Source organism: Phenylobacterium sp. (assembly GCF_016793225.1).
In the GTDB taxonomy this organism is placed as follows: Bacteria; Pseudomonadota; Alphaproteobacteria; order Caulobacterales; family Caulobacteraceae; genus Phenylobacterium.
This window is the reverse complement of sequence record NZ_JAEUMN010000154.1, coordinates 21,480-42,079: the sequence shown is the minus strand read 5'-3', so window position 1 is coordinate 42,079 and position 20,600 is coordinate 21,480. Positions and strand designations below refer to the sequence as shown.

General features: G+C 71.5%; 20 protein-coding genes. 11 read left to right on the top strand and 9 right to left on the bottom strand.

Going from position 1 to position 20,600, the window contains the following annotated elements:
* The gene (locus JNK30_RS17960; protein ID WP_293484300.1) at positions 1–690 is read right to left on the bottom strand and encodes a M24 family metallopeptidase; all 690 of its coding nucleotides are present in this window, start codon (positions 688–690) and stop codon (positions 1–3) included.
* A gap of 53 nt (positions 691–743) precedes the next feature.
* Positions 744–1,919, bottom strand: a complete 1,176-nt coding sequence (locus tag JNK30_RS17955; protein WP_293484298.1) for an amidohydrolase family protein — start codon at positions 1,917–1,919, stop codon at positions 744–746.
* 130 nt (positions 1,920–2,049) lie between these two features.
* Here JNK30_RS17955 and JNK30_RS17950 point away from each other — a divergent pair, with 130 nt between their 5' ends.
* The gene (locus JNK30_RS17950; protein WP_293484296.1) at positions 2,050–3,774 is read left to right on the top strand and encodes an alpha/beta fold hydrolase; all 1,725 of its coding nucleotides are present in this window, start codon (positions 2,050–2,052) and stop codon (positions 3,772–3,774) included.
* A 262-nt stretch (positions 3,775–4,036) separates the two neighbouring features.
* A complete protein-coding gene (locus JNK30_RS17945) occupies positions 4,037–4,585 on the top strand; it encodes a lipocalin family protein (protein WP_293484294.1) in 549 nt (182 codons plus the stop codon).
* A 45-nt stretch (positions 4,586–4,630) separates the two neighbouring features.
* Here JNK30_RS17945 and JNK30_RS17940 read toward each other — a convergent pair whose 3' ends face one another.
* Entirely contained in the window at positions 4,631–5,257 is a 627-nt protein-coding gene (locus JNK30_RS17940; protein ID WP_293484293.1) for a FaeA/PapI family transcriptional regulator, read from the bottom strand.
* Between the two features lie 52 nt (positions 5,258–5,309).
* On the opposite strand from JNK30_RS17940, the gene JNK30_RS17935 reads away from it, so the two are divergent.
* A complete protein-coding gene (locus JNK30_RS17935; protein ID WP_293484291.1) occupies positions 5,310–6,749 on the top strand; it encodes an MFS transporter in 1,440 nt (479 codons plus the stop codon).
* Between the two features lie 65 nt (positions 6,750–6,814).
* Positions 6,815–7,717 (top strand): hypothetical protein, encoded by a 903-nt coding sequence (locus JNK30_RS17930; protein WP_293484289.1) that lies wholly within the window; start codon positions 6,815–6,817, stop codon positions 7,715–7,717.
* A 9-nt stretch (positions 7,718–7,726) separates the two neighbouring features.
* Here JNK30_RS17930 and JNK30_RS17925 read toward each other — a convergent pair whose 3' ends face one another.
* Both JNK30_RS17925 and JNK30_RS17920 read right to left on the bottom strand, forming a co-directional pair.
* Positions 7,727–8,152, bottom strand: a complete 426-nt coding sequence (locus tag JNK30_RS17925) for a hypothetical protein (RefSeq protein ID WP_293484287.1) — start codon at positions 8,150–8,152, stop codon at positions 7,727–7,729.
* Between the two features lie 263 nt (positions 8,153–8,415).
* Entirely contained in the window at positions 8,416–9,663 is a 1,248-nt protein-coding gene (locus JNK30_RS17920; RefSeq protein ID WP_293484285.1) for an aspartate kinase, read from the bottom strand.
* A gap of 187 nt (positions 9,664–9,850) precedes the next feature.
* On the opposite strand from JNK30_RS17920, the gene ubiG reads away from it, so the two are divergent.
* Together ubiG and JNK30_RS17910 are read left to right on the top strand one after the other, a co-directional pair.
* Complete coding sequence (ubiG, locus tag JNK30_RS17915) at positions 9,851–10,609, top strand: bifunctional 2-polyprenyl-6-hydroxyphenol methylase/3-demethylubiquinol 3-O-methyltransferase UbiG (RefSeq protein ID WP_293484283.1); 759 nt, start codon at positions 9,851–9,853, stop codon at positions 10,607–10,609.
* Between the two features lie 38 nt (positions 10,610–10,647).
* Entirely contained in the window at positions 10,648–11,451 is an 804-nt protein-coding gene (locus JNK30_RS17910; protein WP_293484281.1) for an FkbM family methyltransferase, read from the top strand.
* Between the two features lie 42 nt (positions 11,452–11,493).
* On the opposite strand, the gene JNK30_RS17905 is transcribed toward JNK30_RS17910, so the two are convergent.
* From JNK30_RS17905 to JNK30_RS17890, 4 genes are all read right to left on the bottom strand, one after another.
* Positions 11,494–12,528, bottom strand: a complete 1,035-nt coding sequence (locus tag JNK30_RS17905; RefSeq protein WP_293484280.1) for a BON domain-containing protein — start codon at positions 12,526–12,528, stop codon at positions 11,494–11,496.
* Between the two features lie 102 nt (positions 12,529–12,630).
* Positions 12,631–12,915, bottom strand: a complete 285-nt coding sequence (locus JNK30_RS17900) for a hypothetical protein (RefSeq protein ID WP_293484278.1) — start codon at positions 12,913–12,915, stop codon at positions 12,631–12,633.
* 104 nt (positions 12,916–13,019) lie between these two features.
* Complete coding sequence (locus tag JNK30_RS17895; protein WP_293484276.1) at positions 13,020–13,406, bottom strand: VOC family protein; 387 nt, start codon at positions 13,404–13,406, stop codon at positions 13,020–13,022.
* Positions 13,403–15,229, bottom strand: coding sequence for an NAD(P)/FAD-dependent oxidoreductase (locus JNK30_RS17890; protein WP_293484274.1), 1,827 nt, complete (start codon positions 15,227–15,229; stop codon positions 13,403–13,405). Before JNK30_RS17890 ends, JNK30_RS17895 begins: the two co-directional genes overlap by 4 nt.
* 118 nt (positions 15,230–15,347) lie before the next feature.
* On the opposite strand from JNK30_RS17890, the gene JNK30_RS17885 reads away from it, so the two are divergent.
* The 5 genes from JNK30_RS17885 (at position 15,348) to JNK30_RS17865 (ending at position 20,599) form a co-directional block, all read left to right on the top strand.
* Positions 15,348–16,040 carry a nitroreductase gene (locus JNK30_RS17885; RefSeq protein WP_293484273.1) on the top strand — a complete coding sequence of 231 codons (693 nt, stop codon included), beginning with the start codon at positions 15,348–15,350 and terminating at the stop codon, positions 16,038–16,040.
* A gap of 26 nt (positions 16,041–16,066) precedes the next feature.
* The gene (locus JNK30_RS17880) at positions 16,067–16,861 is read left to right on the top strand and encodes an SDR family NAD(P)-dependent oxidoreductase (RefSeq protein WP_293484271.1); all 795 of its coding nucleotides are present in this window, start codon (positions 16,067–16,069) and stop codon (positions 16,859–16,861) included.
* 115 nt (positions 16,862–16,976) lie between these two features.
* Complete coding sequence (locus JNK30_RS17875; protein WP_293484269.1) at positions 16,977–17,912, top strand: hypothetical protein; 936 nt, start codon at positions 16,977–16,979, stop codon at positions 17,910–17,912.
* A 56-nt stretch (positions 17,913–17,968) separates the two neighbouring features.
* Positions 17,969–19,600, top strand: coding sequence for a long-chain fatty acid--CoA ligase (locus tag JNK30_RS17870; RefSeq protein ID WP_293484267.1), 1,632 nt, complete (start codon positions 17,969–17,971; stop codon positions 19,598–19,600).
* A gap of 72 nt (positions 19,601–19,672) precedes the next feature.
* Positions 19,673–20,599, top strand: a complete 927-nt coding sequence (locus tag JNK30_RS17865; RefSeq protein ID WP_293484265.1) for an alpha/beta hydrolase — start codon at positions 19,673–19,675, stop codon at positions 20,597–20,599.
* The last annotated feature ends 1 nt before the right edge of the window (position 20,600 follow it).

Here is a 20,600-nt window from a genome sequence, read left to right as displayed (position 1 = left end):
TCAGGCGCCCGCGCTGACGGGTTCGCGGATGAGCAGGTCCTCGTAGAACGCGCCGATCGGTCGGGTCGGATGGGCGATCTGGATCTCCAGAATCCACAGGCCGGTGGTCGGCGGCGCGTCGAAGTCGCCCAGGGCGCCGGCCTTGTAGACGGCGTGCGGGAAGTCCGAGACGCGGTGGCCCTTGACCTCCCAGTTCAGCCGCCAGCCCATCGCCGCCGCTCGGTCCCGGGCGTAGGCGTAGAGGCCCGCGCCCGACAAGCCGTCGTCGCGCCAGCGCCGGGCGACGTCGGCCCAGAGCGTGCGCGCCGCCTCGGCGCAGGCCCTCATCTCGGGGTCCTCGCCCACGGTGAAGGTGTCGCCCGCATCCCCCTCGTGGCCGTCCCACACCACGCCCAGGTCGACGTAGAAGATGTCGTCGGGCTGCAGCACATAGTCCGGCTGGAACGGGCCGAAGAAGGTCTCCAGGGTCCCGGGGCCGAAGCGCACCACGTTCCGGTGCCACAGGCGCTCCATGCCCATGGCCTCGAGCACCTCCTGGGCGATCTCGCCGCCGCGTCCCTCCGTGACCCCTGGGCCGATCCGGGCGGCGATGCGGCGGACCGCCTCGAACGTCAGGTCGCGGGCCTTCAGCATGGCGGGCAGCGAGAACGATGCGCCCACGGCCTCTGGCGGGTGGGAAGCGGCGGACATAAAACGGCTCCGGTCTTGGTTATATAAAGATGTCCTTATATGATGTCCAGCGTTCAGGCCGCCTCGGGGAAGATCCGCAGGAAGTTCTCGGCGTAGAACTTGTCGCGCACCGCGGCCGGACGGTCGCCCAGCGCCGTCTCGAACCGCCCGATCGGGTTCCGGCCGCCCTCGATGTGCGGATAGTCCGACGAGAAGAGGTAGAGGTCCGGGTTCGACTGGTCGATGAACGCGCCGACTTCCTCGAAGACGAACGGCGTGAACGCGAGCTGCTGGGTGATCTGCTCGCTGGGCGTGCGGCGGAGGCGCTGCAGGTTCTCGTCGTTGCGGCTCCAGTGCTTCACCACCCAGTCCAGGCGGCGCAGGAGCTCCGGGACCCATCCGGCCCCCAGCTCCACCGAGGCGCCGCGGAGCGTCGGATGGCGCTCCAGGACGCCGTCCAGGACCATCATCGTCAGGAACTGCTCGGGGCCCTCGTGCAGCAGGGCGATGTCCTTGGTGCGCAGGTTCTCCCCACCGCCCAGCCAGTCCTTGGTCGGCGGCCGGCCGTTGTTCATCCAGGCCTTGGCCAGCTGCAGCGGCGCGCCGCCCACGTGCAGCAGGAACGGCGTGCCGGTCTCGGCCAGGCGGGCCCAGAAGGGATCGAGGTCGACGTGCCCGGGCGACCGGTCGCCGCAGGGCCGGTGCGGCACCCACGCGGCCTTGAGGCCGGCCTTCAGCGCGAACTCCAGCTCCTCCAGCGCCAGAGCCGGGTCGTCCAGCGGGACGACCGCCACGCCCAGCAGGCGAGGGTCCGCCTGGCAGAACGCCGCCATATGCCGGTTGTGGGCGCGCGCGGCGCCATAGCGCAGCCGGGGCTCCAGCTTCGACGAGGGCGAGAACGGCATCGCCACGCTGTGGGTCGCGAACACCAGCTGCTTGCGGAACCCCAGCAGGTCCATCGCCACCGAGCGGTCGGCGGCGTTGAACGCGCCCAGCGCCTGGATCTCCTTGGACTTTTCGATCAGCCGGTCGCCCAGCGCGATCTGCTCGGCCACGTGCGCCGGGCTGTGGCGGTTCCCCTGGCCCACGATCACCGCCACCTCCTCGTCGGTGACGATCGACGCCGAGTAGCTGACCTCGGGGATCTCGTCGCGCAGATCGGGATCGGCGTAGGCCTTCAGGAAGTCCGGCAGCTCCATGATGTGGCTGTCGGCGTCATAGTAGGCGCGGTCGGCTGGCGCGTACGGCATCGGATCCTCCCCCTTTTTCCCGACTATGCGCCCGGCGCGCGGCCGAGTCACATGCGTGGAACCTCGCCTTGAGGTTCGGGGCGGCCGGGCGCATCGTCGCGGGCAACGACAAGAGGGCGGGGGAGACGTGATGCGGACGTGGCTGGCCTTTGCGCTTGCCTGGGCGCTGATCCTGGGCGGCGGGTTCGTGGCGCACCGGGTGCAGACCGACGGCGGCGCCGTGACCGTGACGGAGGTCCGGATCCCGACGCGCGAAGGCGTCACGGTCTCGGGCCTGCTCTACGTCCCGCGCAGCGCCACGGCGGCCACGCCGGCGCCGGCCGTCCTGGCCAGCCACGGCTACATCAACACCCGCGAGATGCAGAGCCCGTTCGCGATCGAGCTGTCGCGGCGGGGCTATGTCGTGCTGGCCATGGACATGACCGGCCACGGCTACTCCGGCGGCATCGTGGGCACGGCCGGGTTCGGCGGCCCGGCCGCGCTCGCCCACCTCAAGAGCCTGCCGTTCGTGGACAAGGCCGCCATCGGCCTCGAGGGACACTCCATGGGCAGCGGTCCGGTCATGGCCGCCGCCCTCTCCGACCCGGACGGCTACCGGGCCATTGTGCTGGAAGGCTCGACGCCCGGGCTGCTCGGCGCGCCGGCGCCTGCCAATCCGCGCAACCTCGCGGTGGTGTTCGGCCAGTACGACGAGTTCGCCGGCCTGATGTGGGGCGTCCCCAAGGGCTCGGAGGTGGCCAGGTCGCCCAAGCTTGCCAAGGTCTTCGGCGTCGCCGGCCCCGTCGAGTCCGGCCGCGTCTACGGGGCCATCGCCGACGGCACGGCGCGGCTCCTCACCAACCCGCCGATCACACATCCCTGGGAGCACTTCTCGCGGGCCGGCGTCGGCGACGCCGTCGACTGGTTCCAGCGCACGATCCCGCCGCCCGGGGCCCTGCCGCCGACCGAGCAGGTCTGGCTCTGGAAGGAGATCGGCACGCTGATCGCCTTCGTCGGGCTCGTGGTCCTGATCCTGGCGACCTTCGACCTGCTGCTCGGCGCGCGCGCCTTCGCGGCCCTCAACCAGCCCGCCCAGCCGGTGGCCGAGCGGCGCGACTGGCGCTGGTGGCTCTCGGTCGCCATCACCGCCGCCCTGCCGGCGATCACCTACCTGCCGCTGATGAAGATCGGCCAGGCGTTCTTCCCGATGCCGCCGTTCCCGCAGTGGGTGCACAACCAGCTCCTGGTCTGGGCGCTCGGCACGGCGGCGATCTCGGTGGTGATCGGCCGGATCTTCCGCAGCAAGCCGGCCTTCACGAACCGCTGGGGCCTTTCGATCCTGGTCGCCCTGGCGACCATGGCGGTCGCCTACGCCTCGATCCTCGTCATCGACGGCCTCTTCAAGGTGGACTACCGCTTCTGGGTGCTGGGGTTGAAGCCGCTGGACGCCACCCGGTCGCTGCAGCTGCCCGGCTATCTGATCCTCTGGACGCTCTTCTTCCTCGTCACCCTGCGAAGCCTGGCGGCGAGCATCCCCGTGCGCGGGGAGGGGCTCTTCGCGGCGCTCGGCTGGTCCAAGGTCGCCATGGCCGCCGGGTTCGGGGTGCTGGTCGTGTGGCAGTACGCCAGCCTGTTCGCCACGGGCCTGCTGGCCACCCCCACCGAGCCGCTGAACATCATCGTCGCGATCCAGTTCGTCCCGCTGCTGGGCGTCATCGGCGTCATCGCCGCCTGGACCTACCGCCGCACCAACTCCTACGTGCCGGGCGCCCTGATCTGCGCCCTGTTGATCAGCTGGTACGTGACCTCGGGAACCGCGAACCACTGGCAGCCCGGCTTCGAGCCGCAGCTCCCCGGCGCGGCCGCGCGACGCTAGCGACCCGGACAGGGCCTGCGCATGCGCTTCGCCGGCGGCGGGCGATCGCCAAGGACGGGGGGGGCCGACCAGGCGCTTGTGACCCCTCCACCCTGCTGCGCAGGGCCCCCCCTTGCAGGGGAGGACCGGGACGGCGATCTGTCCTCCTCCGCAGGGGTGATCCGCTCCATCCAGCGCTACGCGACGCTTCGTTCCCGGAAGCGCGAGCGGAACGGCGTAGCTCCGCCTATATGCGTGCGGAGCCAACCTCGGAGACCCGCCCGTGCCCCTGTCCCTGACCGCCGGCCTATTCCTCGCCGCCGCGGCGGCCGCCGCGGAGCCGCCCAGCGCGGGGCCCATCGCGCCCGACACCTTCTATGCGGGGACCTGGTACGAGCAGGCGCGCACGCCCACCAGCCTGACCCGCGGCTGCGAATGGGCCACGACCAAGTACAGCCGCGACGATCGCGGCCGGATCGCGGTCAAGGACGCCTGCCACGACAAGCGGCAGGACGCGCCCGAGCGCTCGATCAGCGGCGTCGGGACGATCCGCGACCCCGGGACCAACGCCGCGCTGGAGGTGCGCTACCGCCTCGGCCCGCTGCGCCTGTCCCGCACCTACCGCATCATCGCGACCGATCCGGACCGAAGCTGGTTCATCTCGTCCGAACCGGGCTTCGAGAAGGTCTATGTCTTCACCCGCGAGGTCGCGCCGCCCCTGGACCAGGTCGAGGCCCTCACGGCGCGGGTCCGCGAGCTTGGCTACAAGGGCGAGCTGGAGATCCTCGCGACCCCCGGCCGGGACAAGCCGGCGGCCGCGCGCAAGCCCTGACGCGCCGGAATCCGCCGCGCGGCGGGCGGCCCTCGACGAGCGCCGTCAGCCCGCAGGCCGGATCCGGTAGGCGCAGCGGCGTGCGCCGGCGAGGATGTGGTCCGTCCGCTCCACGAGCGCCCCCGGCCCCAGCGCGGCGCGGAACGCCTCCAGCTCCGCGCGGCAGAATCCCTGACAGGCGGCCGCCGCCGCGCAGATCGGGCAGTGGTTCTCCACGAGGAGGAAGCCGCCTGCAGGGTCGGACGACCAGTCGGCCATGTAGCCTTCCGACGTCCGAATCTCGGCCAGGCGCGCCACCCGCGCCTCCAGCCGGTCGAGCGGCCGCAACGCGCCCGCATAGGCGGCCGCCGTCTGGCCCTCGCGCCGCGCGATCAGCCGTTCGACCCCCGCCTCGCCGAACTCCGCCCGCAGGGCCTCCAGCATCTCCAGCGTGAGCTGCGCATGGGTGTCGGGGAACCGGCCCTCGGCCGCGGCGGTCAGCGACCAGGTCCGGCGGGGGCGGCCCACGCCGCGCCGCGCGTCGGCGTAGGTCAGGAGCCCCTCGGCGGCCAGGCGCTCGAGGTGCTGCAGCGCCGCCTGCCGGCTCACGCCCAGGGCCGCGGCCAGCGCCAGCGTCTCCGACGGGCCGCGCGTCTTCAGGTGGAACAGGATACGGTCGGTGGGCGTGCGCATTTGACAATTACATCATTGCTAAATCTACGGCGCAGGTCTAGTGGAATTTGACATGTCTGAGCTTGTCAAAACGAATGCGCCCACGCCGGGGGAGGGCCAGAACACCTGGGCCGACCTGCTGGCCGAGGGCCGGCTGCCGCGGTTCGCCATCATCATGCTCGGCGTCTGGCTGAACGCGGCGGACAGCCTGGTCACCGCCACCATCCTGCCCAGCGTCGGCGCCGACCTCGGCGGCTATGCTTACTTCTCGTGGGCGACCGCGGGCTTCTTCGTGGGCGCGATCCTCGCCGGCGCCAGCGCCGGGCGGCTTTCCGAGCTCTTCGGCCTGCGGTCGGCCACCGCGGTCGCCGGGCTGGTGATGGCGGCCGGCTGCGTGATGAGCGCCGCGGCGCCCGACGTGGGGACCTTCCTCGCCGGCCGTCTCGTGCAGGGGCTGGGCTCCGGCTGGATCTCCGGGTTCGCCATGGTCGCCATCGCGCTGCTGTTCCCGGAACGCCATCTCGCGCGCGTGTTCGCGGCCGTCACCTTCGTCTGGGGGATTGCGACCGTGCTGGGTCCGCTGTTCGGCGGCGTGGTCGTCGAGCTCGGGCACTGGCGCGACGTCTTCTGGCTGTTCGCGCTGCAGACGGCGGTGTTCAGCGCCGCCGCGCCGTTCCTGCTCGTGGGGTCCGAGAAGGGCGCCCGGGGGGAGGGCGGCATCCCCTGGACGCAGCTCGGAATCCTCACCGTGGGGGTCGGAGCCATCGCGGTCGCGGACCTGATGGCCACGCCCTGGCTCTCCGCGGCGATGGTGGCGGCGGGACTGGCTATCCTGGCGTTCATGGTCTGGGTCGACGGCCGGCTGCGGGTGCGTCTCCTGCCCCGGCGGGCCGGCGACCTCGCGACCGTCTGCGGCTCGGGCTACCTCGCCATGTTCGCCCTGACCGCGGCGTCCATGGGCTTCTCGATCTACGGCCCGCCGATCCTGCAGCAGCTGCGCGGCTTCTCGCCGCTGGCGGCGGGCTACGCGATCGGCGCGGAGTCGATGGCCTGGACGGTCTCGGCCATGGCCGTGGCCGGCGTCACCGGCGCCTGGGTGGTGCGCTGGATGCGGTTGGGAGGGCTCCTGCTCCTGGCCAGCCTCGTGATCCTGGCGCTCACCATGGCCGACGGCGCCTTCGCCTGGGTCCTCGTCGGCGGCTCGTTCATGGGCGCCGCCTTCGGCTTCTCCTGGGCCTTCATGGCGACGCGGCTTCTCGGCGCCCTGTCCGACGAGGACCGTGCGATCGGTTCGTCCGCGGTGACCGCGGTCCGGCTGACGGGGGCCGCGGCCGGCGCGGCCATATCGGGCGTGGCGGCGAACCTGGCGGGCTTCCACCAAGGCCTCACCGACGCCAGCGCGCGCGCCGCCTCGGCCTGGGTGTTCCTCGCCGCCATTCCGCTGGCGCTGGTCGGGGTCTGGGCCCTGTTCGCCATGACCCGCCGCGCCCACGAGGTCGCGGGGCCGGACTAGAGGGTCCGGCCTGCGACCTTATCAGCCCGTTGCGTCCTGCGCCGCGAGGGCGTTTCCTCGTGCGCATGAGTGGCGTCGTCGAGCCCGAGGTCAAACACCGTGAGCGCAGGGTCGCGCGGCTGTCCTTCGCATTCCTGCTCGACGAGATGGTCAACGGCGTGGGCGGTCTCGAGCCGCTGGAGGCGCTGCTCGTGCTGGCGGTCAACCAGGCCAACATCGCGCCGCTCACCCGGGACCCCGCCGCCCGCGCGCGCTACGGCCAGATCGAGGCGCCGGCGCCCGACGCCGAGCGCCGCCCGGTCAGCATCAACGCGGTCGCCGCCTCCCTGGGCCTGCCGTTCGAGACGGTCCGCCGGCGCATCCGCAGGCTGGCTGCGGCCGGCGTCTGCACGGTCTCGGCCGAGGGCGTGGTCGTGCCCGCGAGCTTCCTGGCCTCGCCCGACTACGTCCAGTCCGTGCGGGTCGGGCACGCGCGCCTGAGGGCCTTCTACCAGGATCTGCAGGCCGCCGGCCTCGTGGAGGAACTGCCGCCCTCCGCGTACGGCCTGGAGGACGCCGTGCCGGTGCGGGCCGCGGCGCGTCTGCTGTCGGACTACGTGCTGCGGAGCTGCGAAGGGCTGATGCGCGAGGCGGGCAACGTGGTCTCAGCGCTGATCCTCACGGCGATCCTGGCGGCGGCGCTCCGGGATACCGGCGCCCGGCTTTCGGTGAGCCAGATCTCGCGCCGCCTCCGCCTGCCGCCGGAGACCATTCGCCGTCATCTGGTGCAGATGTCGGAGGATGAGCTCTGCGCGCGCACGTCCGTCGGGGCGGGCATCCCGCCGGACATGCTCGAGAGGCCGGGGTTCACGAACCTGTTCGCCGACAATGCGGTGAACGTGCAGCGGCTGCTCAACGGGCTGGCCGAGCGCGGCGTCATCCTCTCCTGGGAGGTTCCCGCCCGGTCCGCGGACCGGGGCGCCGCCTGACGGCTCCGCTCAGGCGGGGTCCCTGGCCGGGCGCCACAGCGGGCCCACGGCGATCAGCAGGACCGCGACGTTGAACAGCGCGTTGGAGGCGGCGCCCGAGGCGATCGACCCGGCGCTGTCGGCCAGGAACCACGCCACCAGCCCGCTGACCACCGCGCGCCGCACGGCCTCGGGCGCCGCGTCGTAGGCCAGGTCGACGAGCCGCCAGATCATGACGCCCCAACCCAGCAGGAACCCGCCCGTCAGCGCGGACAGGAAGCGCGTGTCGGCCGACGCATAGGTCGTCGCGCCGTCCAGCGGCCAGCTCAGGATGTCGAGCGTCAGCCGCGCCGGCTCGGTCATCCCGGGCACGGCGCCGAGGGAGAAGATCGGCCCCCCGATGGCGACCACCACCGCCGTCACCTTCAGCCAGGCCTTGTGTTGCTTGCGCGACATGGATGCGCCTCCTCGCCGCCAGCCTCCCCTGGTGGCGCGGCCCGCGGCAACTACCTCGCGGGTAAAGACAAGCCTCCCTCAAAGCTGTCATCCCGGTTTCGCCGCAGGCGAAGACCGGGACCCATACGCGCCCGATGGCCGTGGCGGCCCGCAGGCGTCCGCCGCCGAGCTTTATCCGGACCCACGGAGTTTATGGGTCCCGGTCTTCCGCTAGGCGGAAACCGGGATGACAGCCTTGGGGATAAGAGAGCGTCCCGGCCGGCCTACAGCTGCTCGAGGCCGTAGGCGGCGTGCAGGGCGCGGACGGCCAGTTCGGTGTAGGCGGCGTCGATCAGCACGCTGATCTTGATCTCGGACGTGGAGATCACCTGGATGTTCACGCCCTTGGCGGCCAGCGCCTCGAACATCGCCTTGGCGACGCCCGTGTGGCTGCGCATGCCCACGCCGATCACCGACACCTTGGCGACGTCGTCGTTGAGGCGCACGTCCTCGAAGCCGACCTGGCCCTGAAGGCCGCGCACGATGTCGACCGCCCGCTGCGCGTCGCGCTTGCCGACGGTGAATTCCATGTTGGCGGTGTCGGCCGTACGCGCGTGGCTCTGCACGATCATGTCCACGTTCACGTTGGCGTCCGCCAGCGCGCCGAAGATGGTCGAGGACACGCCGGGATGGTCGGGCAGGCCGAAGAGGCTGATCTTCGCCTCGTCGCGGCTGTAGGCCACGCCGCTCACGATCCGCTTCTCCACGATCTCCTCCTCGTCGCACACGATGGTGCCCTGGCCCGGCGCCTCGCCCGGCTCCACAAAACTCGACAGCACGCGCACCGGCACGTGGTAGGCCATGGCCAGCTCGACCGAGCGGGTCTGCAGCACCTTGGCGCCCAGCGACGCCATCTCCAGCATCTCCTCGTAGGAGATCTTCGACAGCTTGCGGGCCTTGGACTCGATCCGCGGGTCGGTGGTGTAGACCCCGTCCACGTCGGTGTAGATGTCGCAGGCGCCGCCGATGGCCGCCGCCACCGCCACCGCCGAAGTGTCCGAGCCGCCGCGACCCAGGGTGGCGATGCGGCCGTCGCGGGTCACGCCCTGGAAGCCCGCGATCACCGCGATCTCGCCGGCGTCCAGCGCCGCGGCCAGCTTCTCAGGCGGGATGTCGTCGATGCGGGCCTTGCCGTGCGCGTCGTCCGCGATGATCGGGATCTGCCAGCCCATCCACGAGCGCGCGCGCAGGCCCATGTTGCGGAGCGTCATCGCAAGCAGGCCCGCGGTCACCTGCTCGCCGGAGGCGACCACCACGTCGTACTCGTCGTCCGAGGGCGCCAGGCCCTGCGCGGCCGCGCCGGCGCCGTCGGTCCAGGCCACCAGCTCGTTGGTCTTGCCCGCCATGGCCGAGACCACCACGGCCACGTCGTGGCCCGCCGCCTTCTCGGCGGCCACCAGCCGCGCCACGCGCCGGATCCGCTCCAGGTCGGCCACCGAGGTGCCGCCGAATTTCATCACCAGCCGGGACATGGACGTACGCGTGGACCGCCGTTGCTGCGCTGCCGAAGGGCTGCGCCTCATAGCGGCGTGCGCGCGGCCTCGCAACGCCCAGAATATTGCGCGGCGGACGGCCGCGGGGCCCGGCGAAGGGCAAAGGATGCCCCGCGGGCCCCGGGCGGCGCGGCCCGCCCTTCAGTTCGCCGCCGATCCGCCCTAAATGGCCCGCATGGCCGCCGCCCGTTCCAGCATCGATCCCGCCGAAGTCGAGACGTTCTCGCGGATCGCCGCCGAGTGGTGGGACCCGAAGGGCAAGTTCGCGCCGCTGCACCGGTTCAACCCGGTGCGCCTCGCCTTCATCCGCGACCAGGCCCTCTACCGCTTCAGCCGCGACCCTGCGGCCCGGCGGCCGTTCGAGGGCCTGCGCCTGCTCGACATCGGCTGCGGCGGCGGCCTGCTGTCCGAGCCGATGGCGCGACTGGGGTTCCAGGTCACCGGCGTCGACGCTTCGGCCAAGAACATCGCGACCGCGGCGACCCACGCCGCCGAACAGGGGCTTGCGATCGACTACCGCGCCTCCACCGCGGAGGACCTGCTGGCCGCCGGCGAGCCGCCGTTCGACGTGATCCTCAACATGGAGGTGATCGAGCACGTGGCCGACCCCGCCGCCTACCTTCAGGATTGTGCGGGGCTGCTGAAGCCGGGCGGCCTGATGATCGTCGCCACGCTGAACCGCACGCTGAAGGCGCTGGCCCTGGCCAAGATCGGGGCCGAGTACGTCCTGCGTTGGCTCCCCGTGGGCGCCCACGACTGGCGCAAGTTCCTCAGGCCTGCCGAGATCCGAGATTTCCTGGCCGACGCGCCCGTGGTTGTGGACGGCCCGTTCGGCGTCGTATTCAACCCGCTCACCGGCCGGTGGACGGAATCCACCGACTGCGACGTGAACTACATGATGACAGTCACGCGCGACGCGGCCTGACGCTCGCGCGCCGCTTTGGGGGCGGACGAGGAGAGCCGATGCCGTCGCTTCGCGTGCTGGGCCACGCCTTCCGGGCCTGGCGCCGCAACCGGACCTGGGCCAAGCACGAGCCCGAGACCCCCTACCTCGCGGACCTGCTGTCCGGGTCGCCCACATGCCTGCACGTGGGCGCCAGCGACGGCCGCCATTCGTACGTGATGACCCAGGTGGCCCCGAAGGCGCGGATCTACGCCTTCGAACCCTCGGCCTTCGCCTATGAGGTTCTCCGGACCTGCGTCGCGTGGCACCGCATCGGCCGGCAGGTGACGCCGATTCACGCCGCGGTGGCCGACAAGCCGGGCGAACTGCTGCTCGTGACGCCCAAGAAGAGCTCGGGCCGGATGGGTCGCGCCTATGCCTATGTCGCCGAGGTCCGCCCGCAGGGGCCGGCGAGGCCCGACCTGGACGACCGGGGCGTGGAGGTGCAGCCGACGCCCGTGGTCACCCTGGACGCCTTCTGCCAGGAGCATGGGATCGCCAAGGTCGACTTCATCCGGATGGACATCGAAGGCGCCGAGCTGAAGGCGCTCATGGGCGCCACCGGGATCCTCGATCGCGACCGCCCGCACGTCCTGCTCGAGATCCATCCGGCGATGCTGGCCGAGCGGTTCGACGCCTCGGGGGATGCGGTGCTGGATGTGTTCCGCGACCGGGGCTACCGCATGTTCGCGCTGGACGGCGACCGCCTCGAGGAACGCACGACCCTGGTCGAGGGCCTGCCCTGGAAGGACTACTTCTTCATCCATCCGACGAAGGCGGGACGACTTCCCGACGGCGTGTTCAAGGCCCGGATGGCGGCCTAGGCGCCGAGGCGCGCGCCCGGTCGGACGCGCGCCCCGCAACGCCTACTGAGTCTTGCCGCTCGCGCCGCCGGTCGTGGACGACGGGCTAGCGCCGCCCATCCCTGACGCCGCGCCGCTCATCGAGGTGGACCCGGAGCCCGCGCTCGTGCCGGTCGAGCCCTGCGAGGCCCCGCCCTGGGGCTGGACCCGCAGGTTGTTCTGCACGTGCTTCACGCCCGACACCTGTTCGGCCAGGTCTTCCGCGCGGCGCTTGTCCTCGCGAGAGTTGACCGTTCCGGTCAGCGTGACCTCGCAGGACGAGACCTGCACGTCGATTTCCGAGGCGTCCAGCCAGCTGTCGTCGCCCAGCCGGTCGTTGATGTCGTCGCGGATGCGCTCGTCCGAACGGGTGTAGTTCTTCGGGCCGCGACCGCGATGCTGGCCGCCCGTCATGCCGCCGCCGAAGAAGTGGCCGTGTTCGCTCTCGCCGTCGCTGACCCGCTGCAGGCGCTCGTTCTCGCCGAAGACGCCCTGCCGGCCGCCCTGTTGGCCGCCATAGGACTGGCCCCCGTAGGATTGCCCGCCGTAGGACTGCCCACCATAGGACTGCCCGCCGGAGCCATACCCCTGGCCGCCGCGGTAGGACGACTCGCCGTAGTCCTGGCCGCCGCCGCCCTGGCCGTACGACCCGTAGGCGCGGCCGCCCCCGTAGCCGGACTGTCCGCCGTACGACTGTCCGCCGTAAGGCTGCCCGCCGTACGACCGTCCGCCGCCGTAGGACTCGCCGCCGTAGCCGGAGCGGCCGCCGCCCGACCACCCGCCGCCGGAGCGCCCGCCGTCGTCCTGCCCGTAGCGGCCCATGCCGCCGTAAGTGGACCCGCGGCCGGCCTGTCGGCCCATGCCCTGGTCGTCGTCATAGCCGCCGCGGTAGTCGTCCCCGCCGCGATACTCGTCGTCCTGCGATCCGCCGCCCCGCCCGAAGCTCCGCTGCTCGCCCCAACGGCCGCGATCCTGCCCACCGCCGGACGACCGGCTCCGCTCGTCGTTCCCGTAGCGGCGCTGGTCCTCGTCGCGATCCCGCCTGTTCCACTCGCTCATGGCTCACCTTCCTGGTTTGTGGGGGCGCTTCTCGAAGGAAGCTTGTCCCGCCAACCGTTCGGGCAGGGCGATCGTTCCCGGCGGCGTCGTCCGGGGCGCCGGCTACATCCGCTCGAGCCGATCGAGGCGCGCCAGGGCGTCGCGCACCTCGATAAAGGGGACGGGCTCGGGCGTGCCGAGCAGCCACCGCAGCGTCGGCTCGTCCTGGACCGCGGAGGCGTCGGACGCCCAGGAGGACAGGATCTCGCGCTTGTCGCGCAGCGTGAGGTCGGGATCCTTCAGCACGTCGTCGGGGATCGTGAAACCCACCGCGGGGCGAACGCCGCGGGCGAGCGCGGCCGCGAGGCCCTGGGCGTATACCGAGCTTTCCGTCGTCGCGAGGCGCATGGCCGTGACTCCATCCGTTCCTTTCATCCGATCGGCCGCTGTCGGCAGCGGTCGGCGAAGGATTTGGAACGGACGCGCCGGCTTTCAAGACCCCGCGGAGACCCTCACGCCTTGCGGCAGAGCGGCTCCAGGATGTGCCCCTCCGGGTCGCGGACGTAGGCGTAGCTGAGGCCCAGTTCCGGCAGCCGGGTGACGGGCGTCTGCACCGCGCCGCCGGCCGCCACCGCCCGCTCCACGAAGGCGTCCACGTCGTCGGTCTCGAACACCAGCACGCACGAGCCCGGCGCGGGCGGCGGGCCGCCGTGCGACTGGAAGAGGACCAGCGTCGCGCCGCCCGGCTTGTCGGCGGCCATGATCAGCTCGGTGATGGCCGAGGCGCCCGATCCGGCGTTGATCCGGCGCACTTCGCGCACGCCGCACACCGGCTCGTAGAAGGCCTTGGCCTTCTCGACGTCGGCGACGATCAGCTTGGTCATCGCCAGGACGGTCACGGCTTCAGCTCCAGACCCTCGAGGTCGCCCTTGGCGCGCCATTCCGCCAGCAGCGCGTTGAACTTGTTGATCCCCGGCGTGTAGACGCCGCCGGTCAGGCCGCCGGAGCGCTCGCCGCCCTCGTTGTTGTAGTAGCCGGGGGTGCAGGCGTTCTGGAAATCGCGGTTCAGCACCGCCACCGAGCGGATCACGTCCACCCAGGCGTCTTCCGCCTCCGCCGTCGGCTCGACCGTCGTCGCTCCGCGCGCCTTCACCTCCTTGATGATGTAGGCGATGTGCTGGGCCTGGTCGTCGAACATGGCGGTCATGTTCACCGAGAGGCCGTTCTGGCCGATGCCGATGTAGAACCAATTGGGGAAGCCGCGGCTGGAATGGCCGTGCAGGGTGCGGAAGCCGTCCTTGTAGTAGTCGTACAGCGACAGCCCGTCGCGGCCGGTGATGTCGAAGCCGATCCGCCGCCGGAACGCCGTCGAGATCTCGAAGCCCGACGCGAAGATGATGCAGTCCACGGGATACTCGACGCCGTTCGCCACCACCCCGGTCCTGGTGATCCGCTCGACCCCCTTGGACTCGCTCACATCGACGAGCGTCACATTGGGCCGGTTGAAGGTGGGCAGGTACTCGTCGTTGAAGGTCGGCCGCTTGCAGAACTGCCGGTACCAGGGCTTCAGCGCCTCGGCCGTGGCCGGATCCGTCACGTGCTCGTCCACACGGGCGCGGATCTTGTTCATCTTCACGAAGTCGGCCAACTCGACCTGGCGCGCGATGTCGGCCGGCGTCACCTCCGCGGTTCGCGACTGGGCCAGCGGGAAGCCCGCGGCCAGGCTGCGGAAGATGTCGGTCCAGCCGTCGTTGACCAGGTCCTCCTTGAAGGGCCGGCCCTCGACGATGTCGGCGAAGTTGTGCCGCCGCGCCCGCTGCCAGCCGGGCTGCAGGGTCTTGGCCCAATCCTCGTCCGTGGGCTTGTTGCCGCGCAGGTCCACCGAGCTGGGCGTCCGCTGGAAGACGTAGAGATGCTGGGCGTACTGGCCCACATAGGGCACGCACTGGATGGCGGTGGCGCCGGTGCCGATGACGGCGACGCGCTTGTCGCCGAGCTTGGTCAGGCCGCCCGTCGTGTCGCCGCCGGTGTAGTCGTAGTCCCAGCGGCTGGTGTGGAAGGTGTGCCCCTCGAAGTCCTCGATGCCCGGGATTCCGGGCAGCTTGGCGCGGCTGGCGGTGCCCAGCGCCATGATCACGAACCGCGCCTTCATGTCGTCGCCGCGGTTGGTGCGGATATGCCAGCGCTTCAGGCCCTCGTCCCAGCTGAGCTCGTTCACGCGGGTCTGGAAGCAGGCGCGCTCGTAGAGGCCGTACGCCTTCCCGATCCGCTGCGAGTGCTCGAAGATCTCGCCGACGTAGCTGTACTTCTCCTTCGGGATGTAGCCGAGCTCCTCCAGGAGCGGCAGGTAGCAGTAGCTCTCGATGTCGCACTGGGCGCCGGGATAGCGGTTCCAGTACCAGGTCCCCCCGAAGTCGCCGCCCGCCTCCACGATGCGGAAGTCGTCCACGCCCTGCTCGCGCAAACGCGCCGCCGCCAGCATGCCCGAGAACCCGCCGCCGATGATGGCGACCTCGATCTCGTCGTTCAGGGGCGCGCGCGTGAAGGTCGGATCGGCGTAGGGATCCTCCTCCGCGTAGCGGGCGAACTTCCCCGAAAGCTCGATGTACTGCGCCTCGCCGTCCGGCCGGATGCGCTTGTCCCGCTCGGCCTGGTACCTGGCCCGCAGGGCGTCAGGATCGAAGTCGTGGATCGGGTCCTTGGCCGCGGTGGCGTCGTCCATCGTCGGGCTCCTCGCCGAGCTTTCTATAACGCGCTCCAGCAAGCGGCGCGGACGTAGCGTCATTCAAGCGCTTCCGCCGGACCCTGCGTCACGCGATGGTCGTGCTAGCAAGCGGCGCATGACTCAGATCCCGACCTACGACGAAGTCGTCCTCGGCCGCCGCTCGATCCGTGGCTACAAGCCCGACCCGGTGCCCCGGGAGCTGATCGAGGAGATCATCACCCTGGCGATGCGTTCGCCGTCCTCGATGAACGTGCAGCCGTGGAACTTCTACGTCATCACCGGCGAGCCCCTGGACCGGATCCGCGCGGGCAACACCGAGCGCAACCTGGCGGGCGTGCCGCAGTCGCGCGAATTCCGCATCGGGACCAAGGGCTTCGAGGGCAAGCACCGCGAGCGGCAGGTGGGCGTGGCCAAGCAGCTCTTCGGCGCCATGGGGATCGCCCGCGACGACAAGGAGGGCCGCCAGGACTGGGTGCTGCGCGGCTTCCGCCAGTTCGACGCGCCCGTGTGCATCATCGTGACCTTCGACAAGGAGCTGGAGGGCATGGACGACGCGCCCTTCGACTGCGGCGCGGTGGCCACGGCGCTCGTCAACGCCGCCTGGTCGCGCGGGCTGGGCGCGGTGATCAACAGCCAGGGCATCATGCAGTCGCCGGTGGTGCGCGAGCATGCGGGCGTGGCCGACGACCAGGTGATCATGAAGAGCATCGCCCTGGGCTGGCCCGACGATACCTTCCCGGCCAACGCGGTGGTTTCGGAACGGAAGTCCGTCAAGGAAGCCACCGTGTTCGTGGGCTTCGACGACTAGGCGGGCCCGCGCAGGGAGGAATCGGCATGCGGTTCGAGGGCAAGGTGGCGGTCGTCACGGGCGGCGCGTCGGGCATCGGCCTGGCTGCGGCGCGCCGGTTCCACGCCGAGGGCGCGGCTGTCGTGGTCTCGGACGTCAACGACGACGCGGGCCGGGCCGTCGCCGCGGAGCTGGGCCAGGACCGGGCGATCTACCAGCACGCGGACGTCGCGGACTGGGCCCAGGTCGAGGCGCTGGCGGCGCGCGCCGAAGACGCGTTCGGCGGCCTGGACGTGATGTTCAACAATGCAGGCGTCGGCAGCTTCGCCGCGACGCCTGACCTCGCGCCCGACGACTGGCGGCGGGTGATCGAGATCGACCTGAACGGCGTCTTCTACGGCTGCCGGGCCGCCATTCCGCGGATGCGGGCCCGGGGCGGCGGCGCCATCGTCAACACGGCGTCCATCTCGGGACTGGGCGGGGACTACAGCTTCGCGGCCTACAACGCCGCCAAGGGCGCCGTCGTGAACTACACCCGCGCCGCCGCCATCGACCATGCGCGCGAGGGTGTGCGGATCAACGCCGTCTGCCCCGGCCCGGTGGACACGCCCATCATCGCAGGCATCGACCAGTGGCCGGGCGTGCGCGACGCCTGGAACGAGGTGGTGCCGCTGGGCCGCTTCGCGCGACCCGAGGAGATCGCCGCCGTCGTGGCCTTCCTCGCGTCCGACGACGCCTCGTACATCACGGGAGCCGTCATTCCGGTGGACGGCGGCGTCACGGCGCACACCGGACAGCCCAACCTGCCGCGCCTGCTCCAGGGGCTGGCGCCGGGCGGCTAGCGGCTGCGGCGCGGAGACCGGTTCACAAACGCGTGGAGCAAGCGCACACTGCCTCCAGCTGGTGAGGTGACGGGCGCCGGCGACGAATGTTGTGACGCGCCCGGGATTGCTTCGCATGCTGCAGGTCGACCTCTCCTCCCTGAGCGGGCCGGAGCTCCGGCAATTGCTCGACTCCACGCGCAGCCGCGGACAGGCTGACCTCAGCTACCGGATCCTTCAGGAGATGGCCGACCGCCGCGAGCGCCACGCGCGGGACGGGCGCGGCCGGCTGCTCCGCACCCGCCGGGACGTCGAGCCCCGGCCGATCACCCTCGATCTTGGGGACCCCCTCGAGCCGCGGTCGGATCCGGGGCTGATCGAGCCGGCCGACCTGCCGCCGGACGAGCCGCCCTTGACCCTCGAGACGGCGGAACCTCCGTCTGCGCCGGCGCGCAGCCGCACGCCGCCGGCCCGGACCCGTCCGCGCCGGTCGCCCTGGGTCGCGGCCGGGTTCGCGGCCGGCCTGGCCGTGGGCGCGATGGTCGGGGTCGGAGTCGCCGAGATCGTGAGCGGCGAGCCGCCGCGCGCCGAACCTCCGGTGCCGACCAACATCCCCGCCGCGCCGACGCGCCTGGAAATCGCCGCAGCGCCCCTCGAGGCGCCGCCGGCCGTGGACGCGCCGGCCGAGCATCCGGCTGAACCTCCTCCCGCCTTGGAAGCCCCCTCCGAGACCGTCTCGCCCCCCGCTACGGCCCCGGAACCCGAGCCGGAGGGCGCGCCGGTCCACACGGCCGAGGCTGACGCGGCCCCGACCCGGTCCTGCGCCGAAGGCACGCCCGCCGATCAGGTCATCTGCGAGACGCCCCGGTTGCAGCGGCTGCAGGTGGACCTGCGCCGCGCCTACGCGCGGGCGCTCGACGCGCACGAGGACCGCGCGACGCTGCGGCAGCGGCAGCTCGCGTGGCGGGACGCCCGCAGCGAGGTCTCGGACCCGGCGCGCCTGGCCCAGCTGTACGAGCAGCGGATCCGCAAGCTGAACGCCGCCACCCTGGAGGCGCGCGGGGAGCGCTAGCGATCTGCGCGGCGGTCGTGGTTCAATGCAGCGGCCCGCTGGAGGAACCGCCCACGATGCTCGCCCTGATGATGGACCGGCCGCTCACGCTTCCGTCGATCCTGGAGCACGCAGCGCTCTACCACGGCGACCGGGAGGTGGTGACGCGGACGGTGGAGGGACCGATCCACCGCTATGGCTACCGCGATGCACTGGCGCGGGCGAAGCGGATGGCGAAGGCGCTGCTGGCGCTTGGGGTGAAGCCGGGCGACCGCGTGGCGACCCTGGCCTGGAGCACCCACCGCCACTTCGAGCTCTACTTCGCCGTCACCGGGATCGGCGCGATCCTGCACACGATCAATCCGCGCCTGCACGACGACCAGATCGTCTGGGTGGCCGACCACGCGGAAGACTCGGTCCTGCTCTTCGACATCACCTTCTCGGACCAGGTGCGCGAGCTTGCGCCGCGGATGAAGACCGTCCGCACGCTCGTCGCGATGACCGACGCCGAGCACGCGCCGTCGTGGCGGGACGAGGCCGGGGTGATGGTCTACGAGGACCTGCTGGCGGCCCAGACCGCCGACTTCGCCTGGCCCGACCTCGACGAGAAGCAGGCCTCCGGCCTCTGCTACACCTCGGGCACCACGGGCAATCCCAAGGGCGTGCTCTACGGCCACCGTTCGACGGTGCTCCACGCCCTGGCGCTGGCGCTGCCCGACGCCTTCGACCTCTCGGCCCGCGACGTGGTGATGCCGTGCGCCCAGATGTACCACGCCAACGCCTGGTGCACGCCCTACGCCGCGCCCCTGGTGGGGGCGAAGCTGGTGCTGCCGGGCCGCGCGCTCGACGGCGCCAGCATCTCGGAGCTCATCGCCGCCGAGGACGTCACCTTCCTCCTGGGCGTGCCTACCATCTGGGTGGGCGTGGCCGACCATCTCGACCAGACGGGCGGCCGGCTGACGTCCGTCCGCACCATCGCCATCGGCGGCTCGGCGCCGACCGCGGCGCTCATCTCCCGGATCGAGGCCCGGCTGGGCGGCAAGGTCCGCCAGATCTGGGGCATGACCGAGACCTCGCCGCTCGGCGTCATCAATACGCCCCTGCCGACCCACGCCGGCGAGAGCGCCGAGGCGACCCTGCAACGCAAGCTGAAGCAGGGCCGCGGGCTGTGGGGCGTTGAGCTGCGGATCGTAGGCGAGGACGGCCGCGAGCTGCCGCGCGACGGGAAGTCCAGCGGCGCCCTGCAGGTGCGCGGGCCCTGGGTGTCCTCCGCCTACTTCAAGCAGGACGGCGCCCAGGCGTTCACCGACGACGGCTGGTTCGACACCGGCGACATCGCCACCCTCGATCCAGAAGGCTACCTGCGTCTCACCGACCGGGCGAAGGACGTGATCAAGTCCGGCGGCGAGTGGATTTCGACCCTCGACCTCGAGGAGGCGGCCTGCTCGCATCCCGCCGTCGCCATGGCCGCCGCCGTGGGCATGCCCCACCCGAAGTGGGACGAACGCCCGCTGTTGCTGGTGACGCTGCGGCCGGGACAGACGGCGGATCCCGAGGCGGTGAGGGCGCACGTCGGCGCCCGCGTCGCGAAGTGGTGGACGCCGGACGAGGTTCGGATCGTCGACGAGCTCCCGATCGGGCCCACGGGCAAGGTGCTGAAGCGGGAACTACGCGACCGACTCGCGGCCCCGGCGGACGCATCGACTTGATGACCTGAACAGGAACGAACCACCTCTTGAACCGTGCGTTCAGCCTTCACAGCTGAGAATGGAGGCCAGGAGGTGAGTTCGGTGGCTCGGAAGCGGCCCAAGGGCGTGCTGGCGATGGGGTGGGCGGCGATCGAGGCCGCGGCCCGAGGGCGGACCGAACACGCCCCGACGTCGGCCGACTATCCCGAGAGCGTGGTCCGCCGCACCAGCTTCATGGCGGGGGGCGGCCACGGCTGGCGCATCTCGGCCATCGAGACGCCCCGCGAGGCGCCGCCGCCCTGGAAGATCGTCGTCATCACCGGCGCGCCGTCCTGGGCGGAGTACTGGGCCGAGACGCTCGCCGAGCTGCCGCAGGACCGCGAGATGATCGTCGTCGACCGGCCGGGCTACGCCAACTCCGAGCCCCTGCATCCGGTCACGGACATCCGCGTGCAGGCCGAAGCACTCGCCCCCGTGCTGTATGCGCCCCGGGGCCAGAAGGTGCTTCTCGTCGGCCAGAGCTACGGGGCGGCCATCGCCTCGATCATGGCTGACCAGAACCCCGGCAAGGTGGCGGGGCTGGTTCTGCTGTCCGGCTTCTTCGGCGAGGCGGGACCGACGGCGCGCTGGCTGCTCGACCTGGGGGGCAAGGCGCTTAGGATGATCCCGCGCGACCTGCGCAACGCGGTGATCGAGGTCACCGGCCAGAAGCCGCAGCTTCGCCACGCCAAGCGCGCGCTGTCGCGCGTGAACCTGCCGATCCACATCGTCCACGGAGACCAGGACGACTTCGCCCCGGTCGAGGTGGCCGAGAAGCTGGCGGCGGAGACGGTCACGCGGCGGCCCATCCGGGTCGTGCGGACCGAGGGCGCAAACCACTTCCTGAACGACGGGCCGGCCGAGGTCCTGCTCGCGGCGATCGAGTCCTGCATTCCGCAGCGCTCGACCCTGTGGACGTTCCGGTGGCCGAAGCTGCCGGCCCTGCTGCCGTCCAGGCTCCCGAAGGCGCGCGCGGCCTGAG

Coding starts and splice junctions, on each gene's coding strand:
- JNK30_RS17935 (WP_293484291.1), top strand. CDS start 5,310: ATGTCTGAGCTTGTCAAAACGAATGCGCCCACGCCGGGGGAGGGCCAG.
- JNK30_RS17905 (WP_293484280.1), bottom strand. CDS start 12,528: ATGAGCGAGTGGAACAGGCGGGATCGCGACGAGGACCAGCGCCGCTAC.
- JNK30_RS17925 (WP_293484287.1), bottom strand. CDS start 8,152: ATGTCGCGCAAGCAACACAAGGCCTGGCTGAAGGTGACGGCGGTGGTG.
- JNK30_RS17955 (WP_293484298.1), bottom strand. CDS start 1,919: ATGCCGTACGCGCCAGCCGACCGCGCCTACTATGACGCCGACAGCCAC.
- JNK30_RS17900 (WP_293484278.1), bottom strand. CDS start 12,915: ATGCGCCTCGCGACGACGGAAAGCTCGGTATACGCCCAGGGCCTCGCG.
- JNK30_RS17880 (WP_293484271.1), top strand. CDS start 16,067: ATGCGGTTCGAGGGCAAGGTGGCGGTCGTCACGGGCGGCGCGTCGGGC.
- JNK30_RS17920 (WP_293484285.1), bottom strand. CDS start 9,663: ATGTCCCGGCTGGTGATGAAATTCGGCGGCACCTCGGTGGCCGACCTG.
- JNK30_RS17910 (WP_293484281.1), top strand. CDS start 10,648: ATGCCGTCGCTTCGCGTGCTGGGCCACGCCTTCCGGGCCTGGCGCCGC.
- JNK30_RS17940 (WP_293484293.1), bottom strand. CDS start 5,257: ATGCGCACGCCCACCGACCGTATCCTGTTCCACCTGAAGACGCGCGGC.
- JNK30_RS17950 (WP_293484296.1), top strand. CDS start 2,050: ATGCGGACGTGGCTGGCCTTTGCGCTTGCCTGGGCGCTGATCCTGGGC.
- JNK30_RS17930 (WP_293484289.1), top strand. CDS start 6,815: ATGAGTGGCGTCGTCGAGCCCGAGGTCAAACACCGTGAGCGCAGGGTC.
- JNK30_RS17875 (WP_293484269.1), top strand. CDS start 16,977: ATGCTGCAGGTCGACCTCTCCTCCCTGAGCGGGCCGGAGCTCCGGCAA.
- JNK30_RS17870 (WP_293484267.1), top strand. CDS start 17,969: ATGCTCGCCCTGATGATGGACCGGCCGCTCACGCTTCCGTCGATCCTG.
- JNK30_RS17885 (WP_293484273.1), top strand. CDS start 15,348: ATGACTCAGATCCCGACCTACGACGAAGTCGTCCTCGGCCGCCGCTCG.
- ubiG (WP_293484283.1), top strand. CDS start 9,851: ATGGCCCGCATGGCCGCCGCCCGTTCCAGCATCGATCCCGCCGAAGTC.
- JNK30_RS17960 (WP_293484300.1), bottom strand. CDS start 690: ATGTCCGCCGCTTCCCACCCGCCAGAGGCCGTGGGCGCATCGTTCTCG.
- JNK30_RS17890 (WP_293484274.1), bottom strand. CDS start 15,229: ATGGACGACGCCACCGCGGCCAAGGACCCGATCCACGACTTCGATCCT.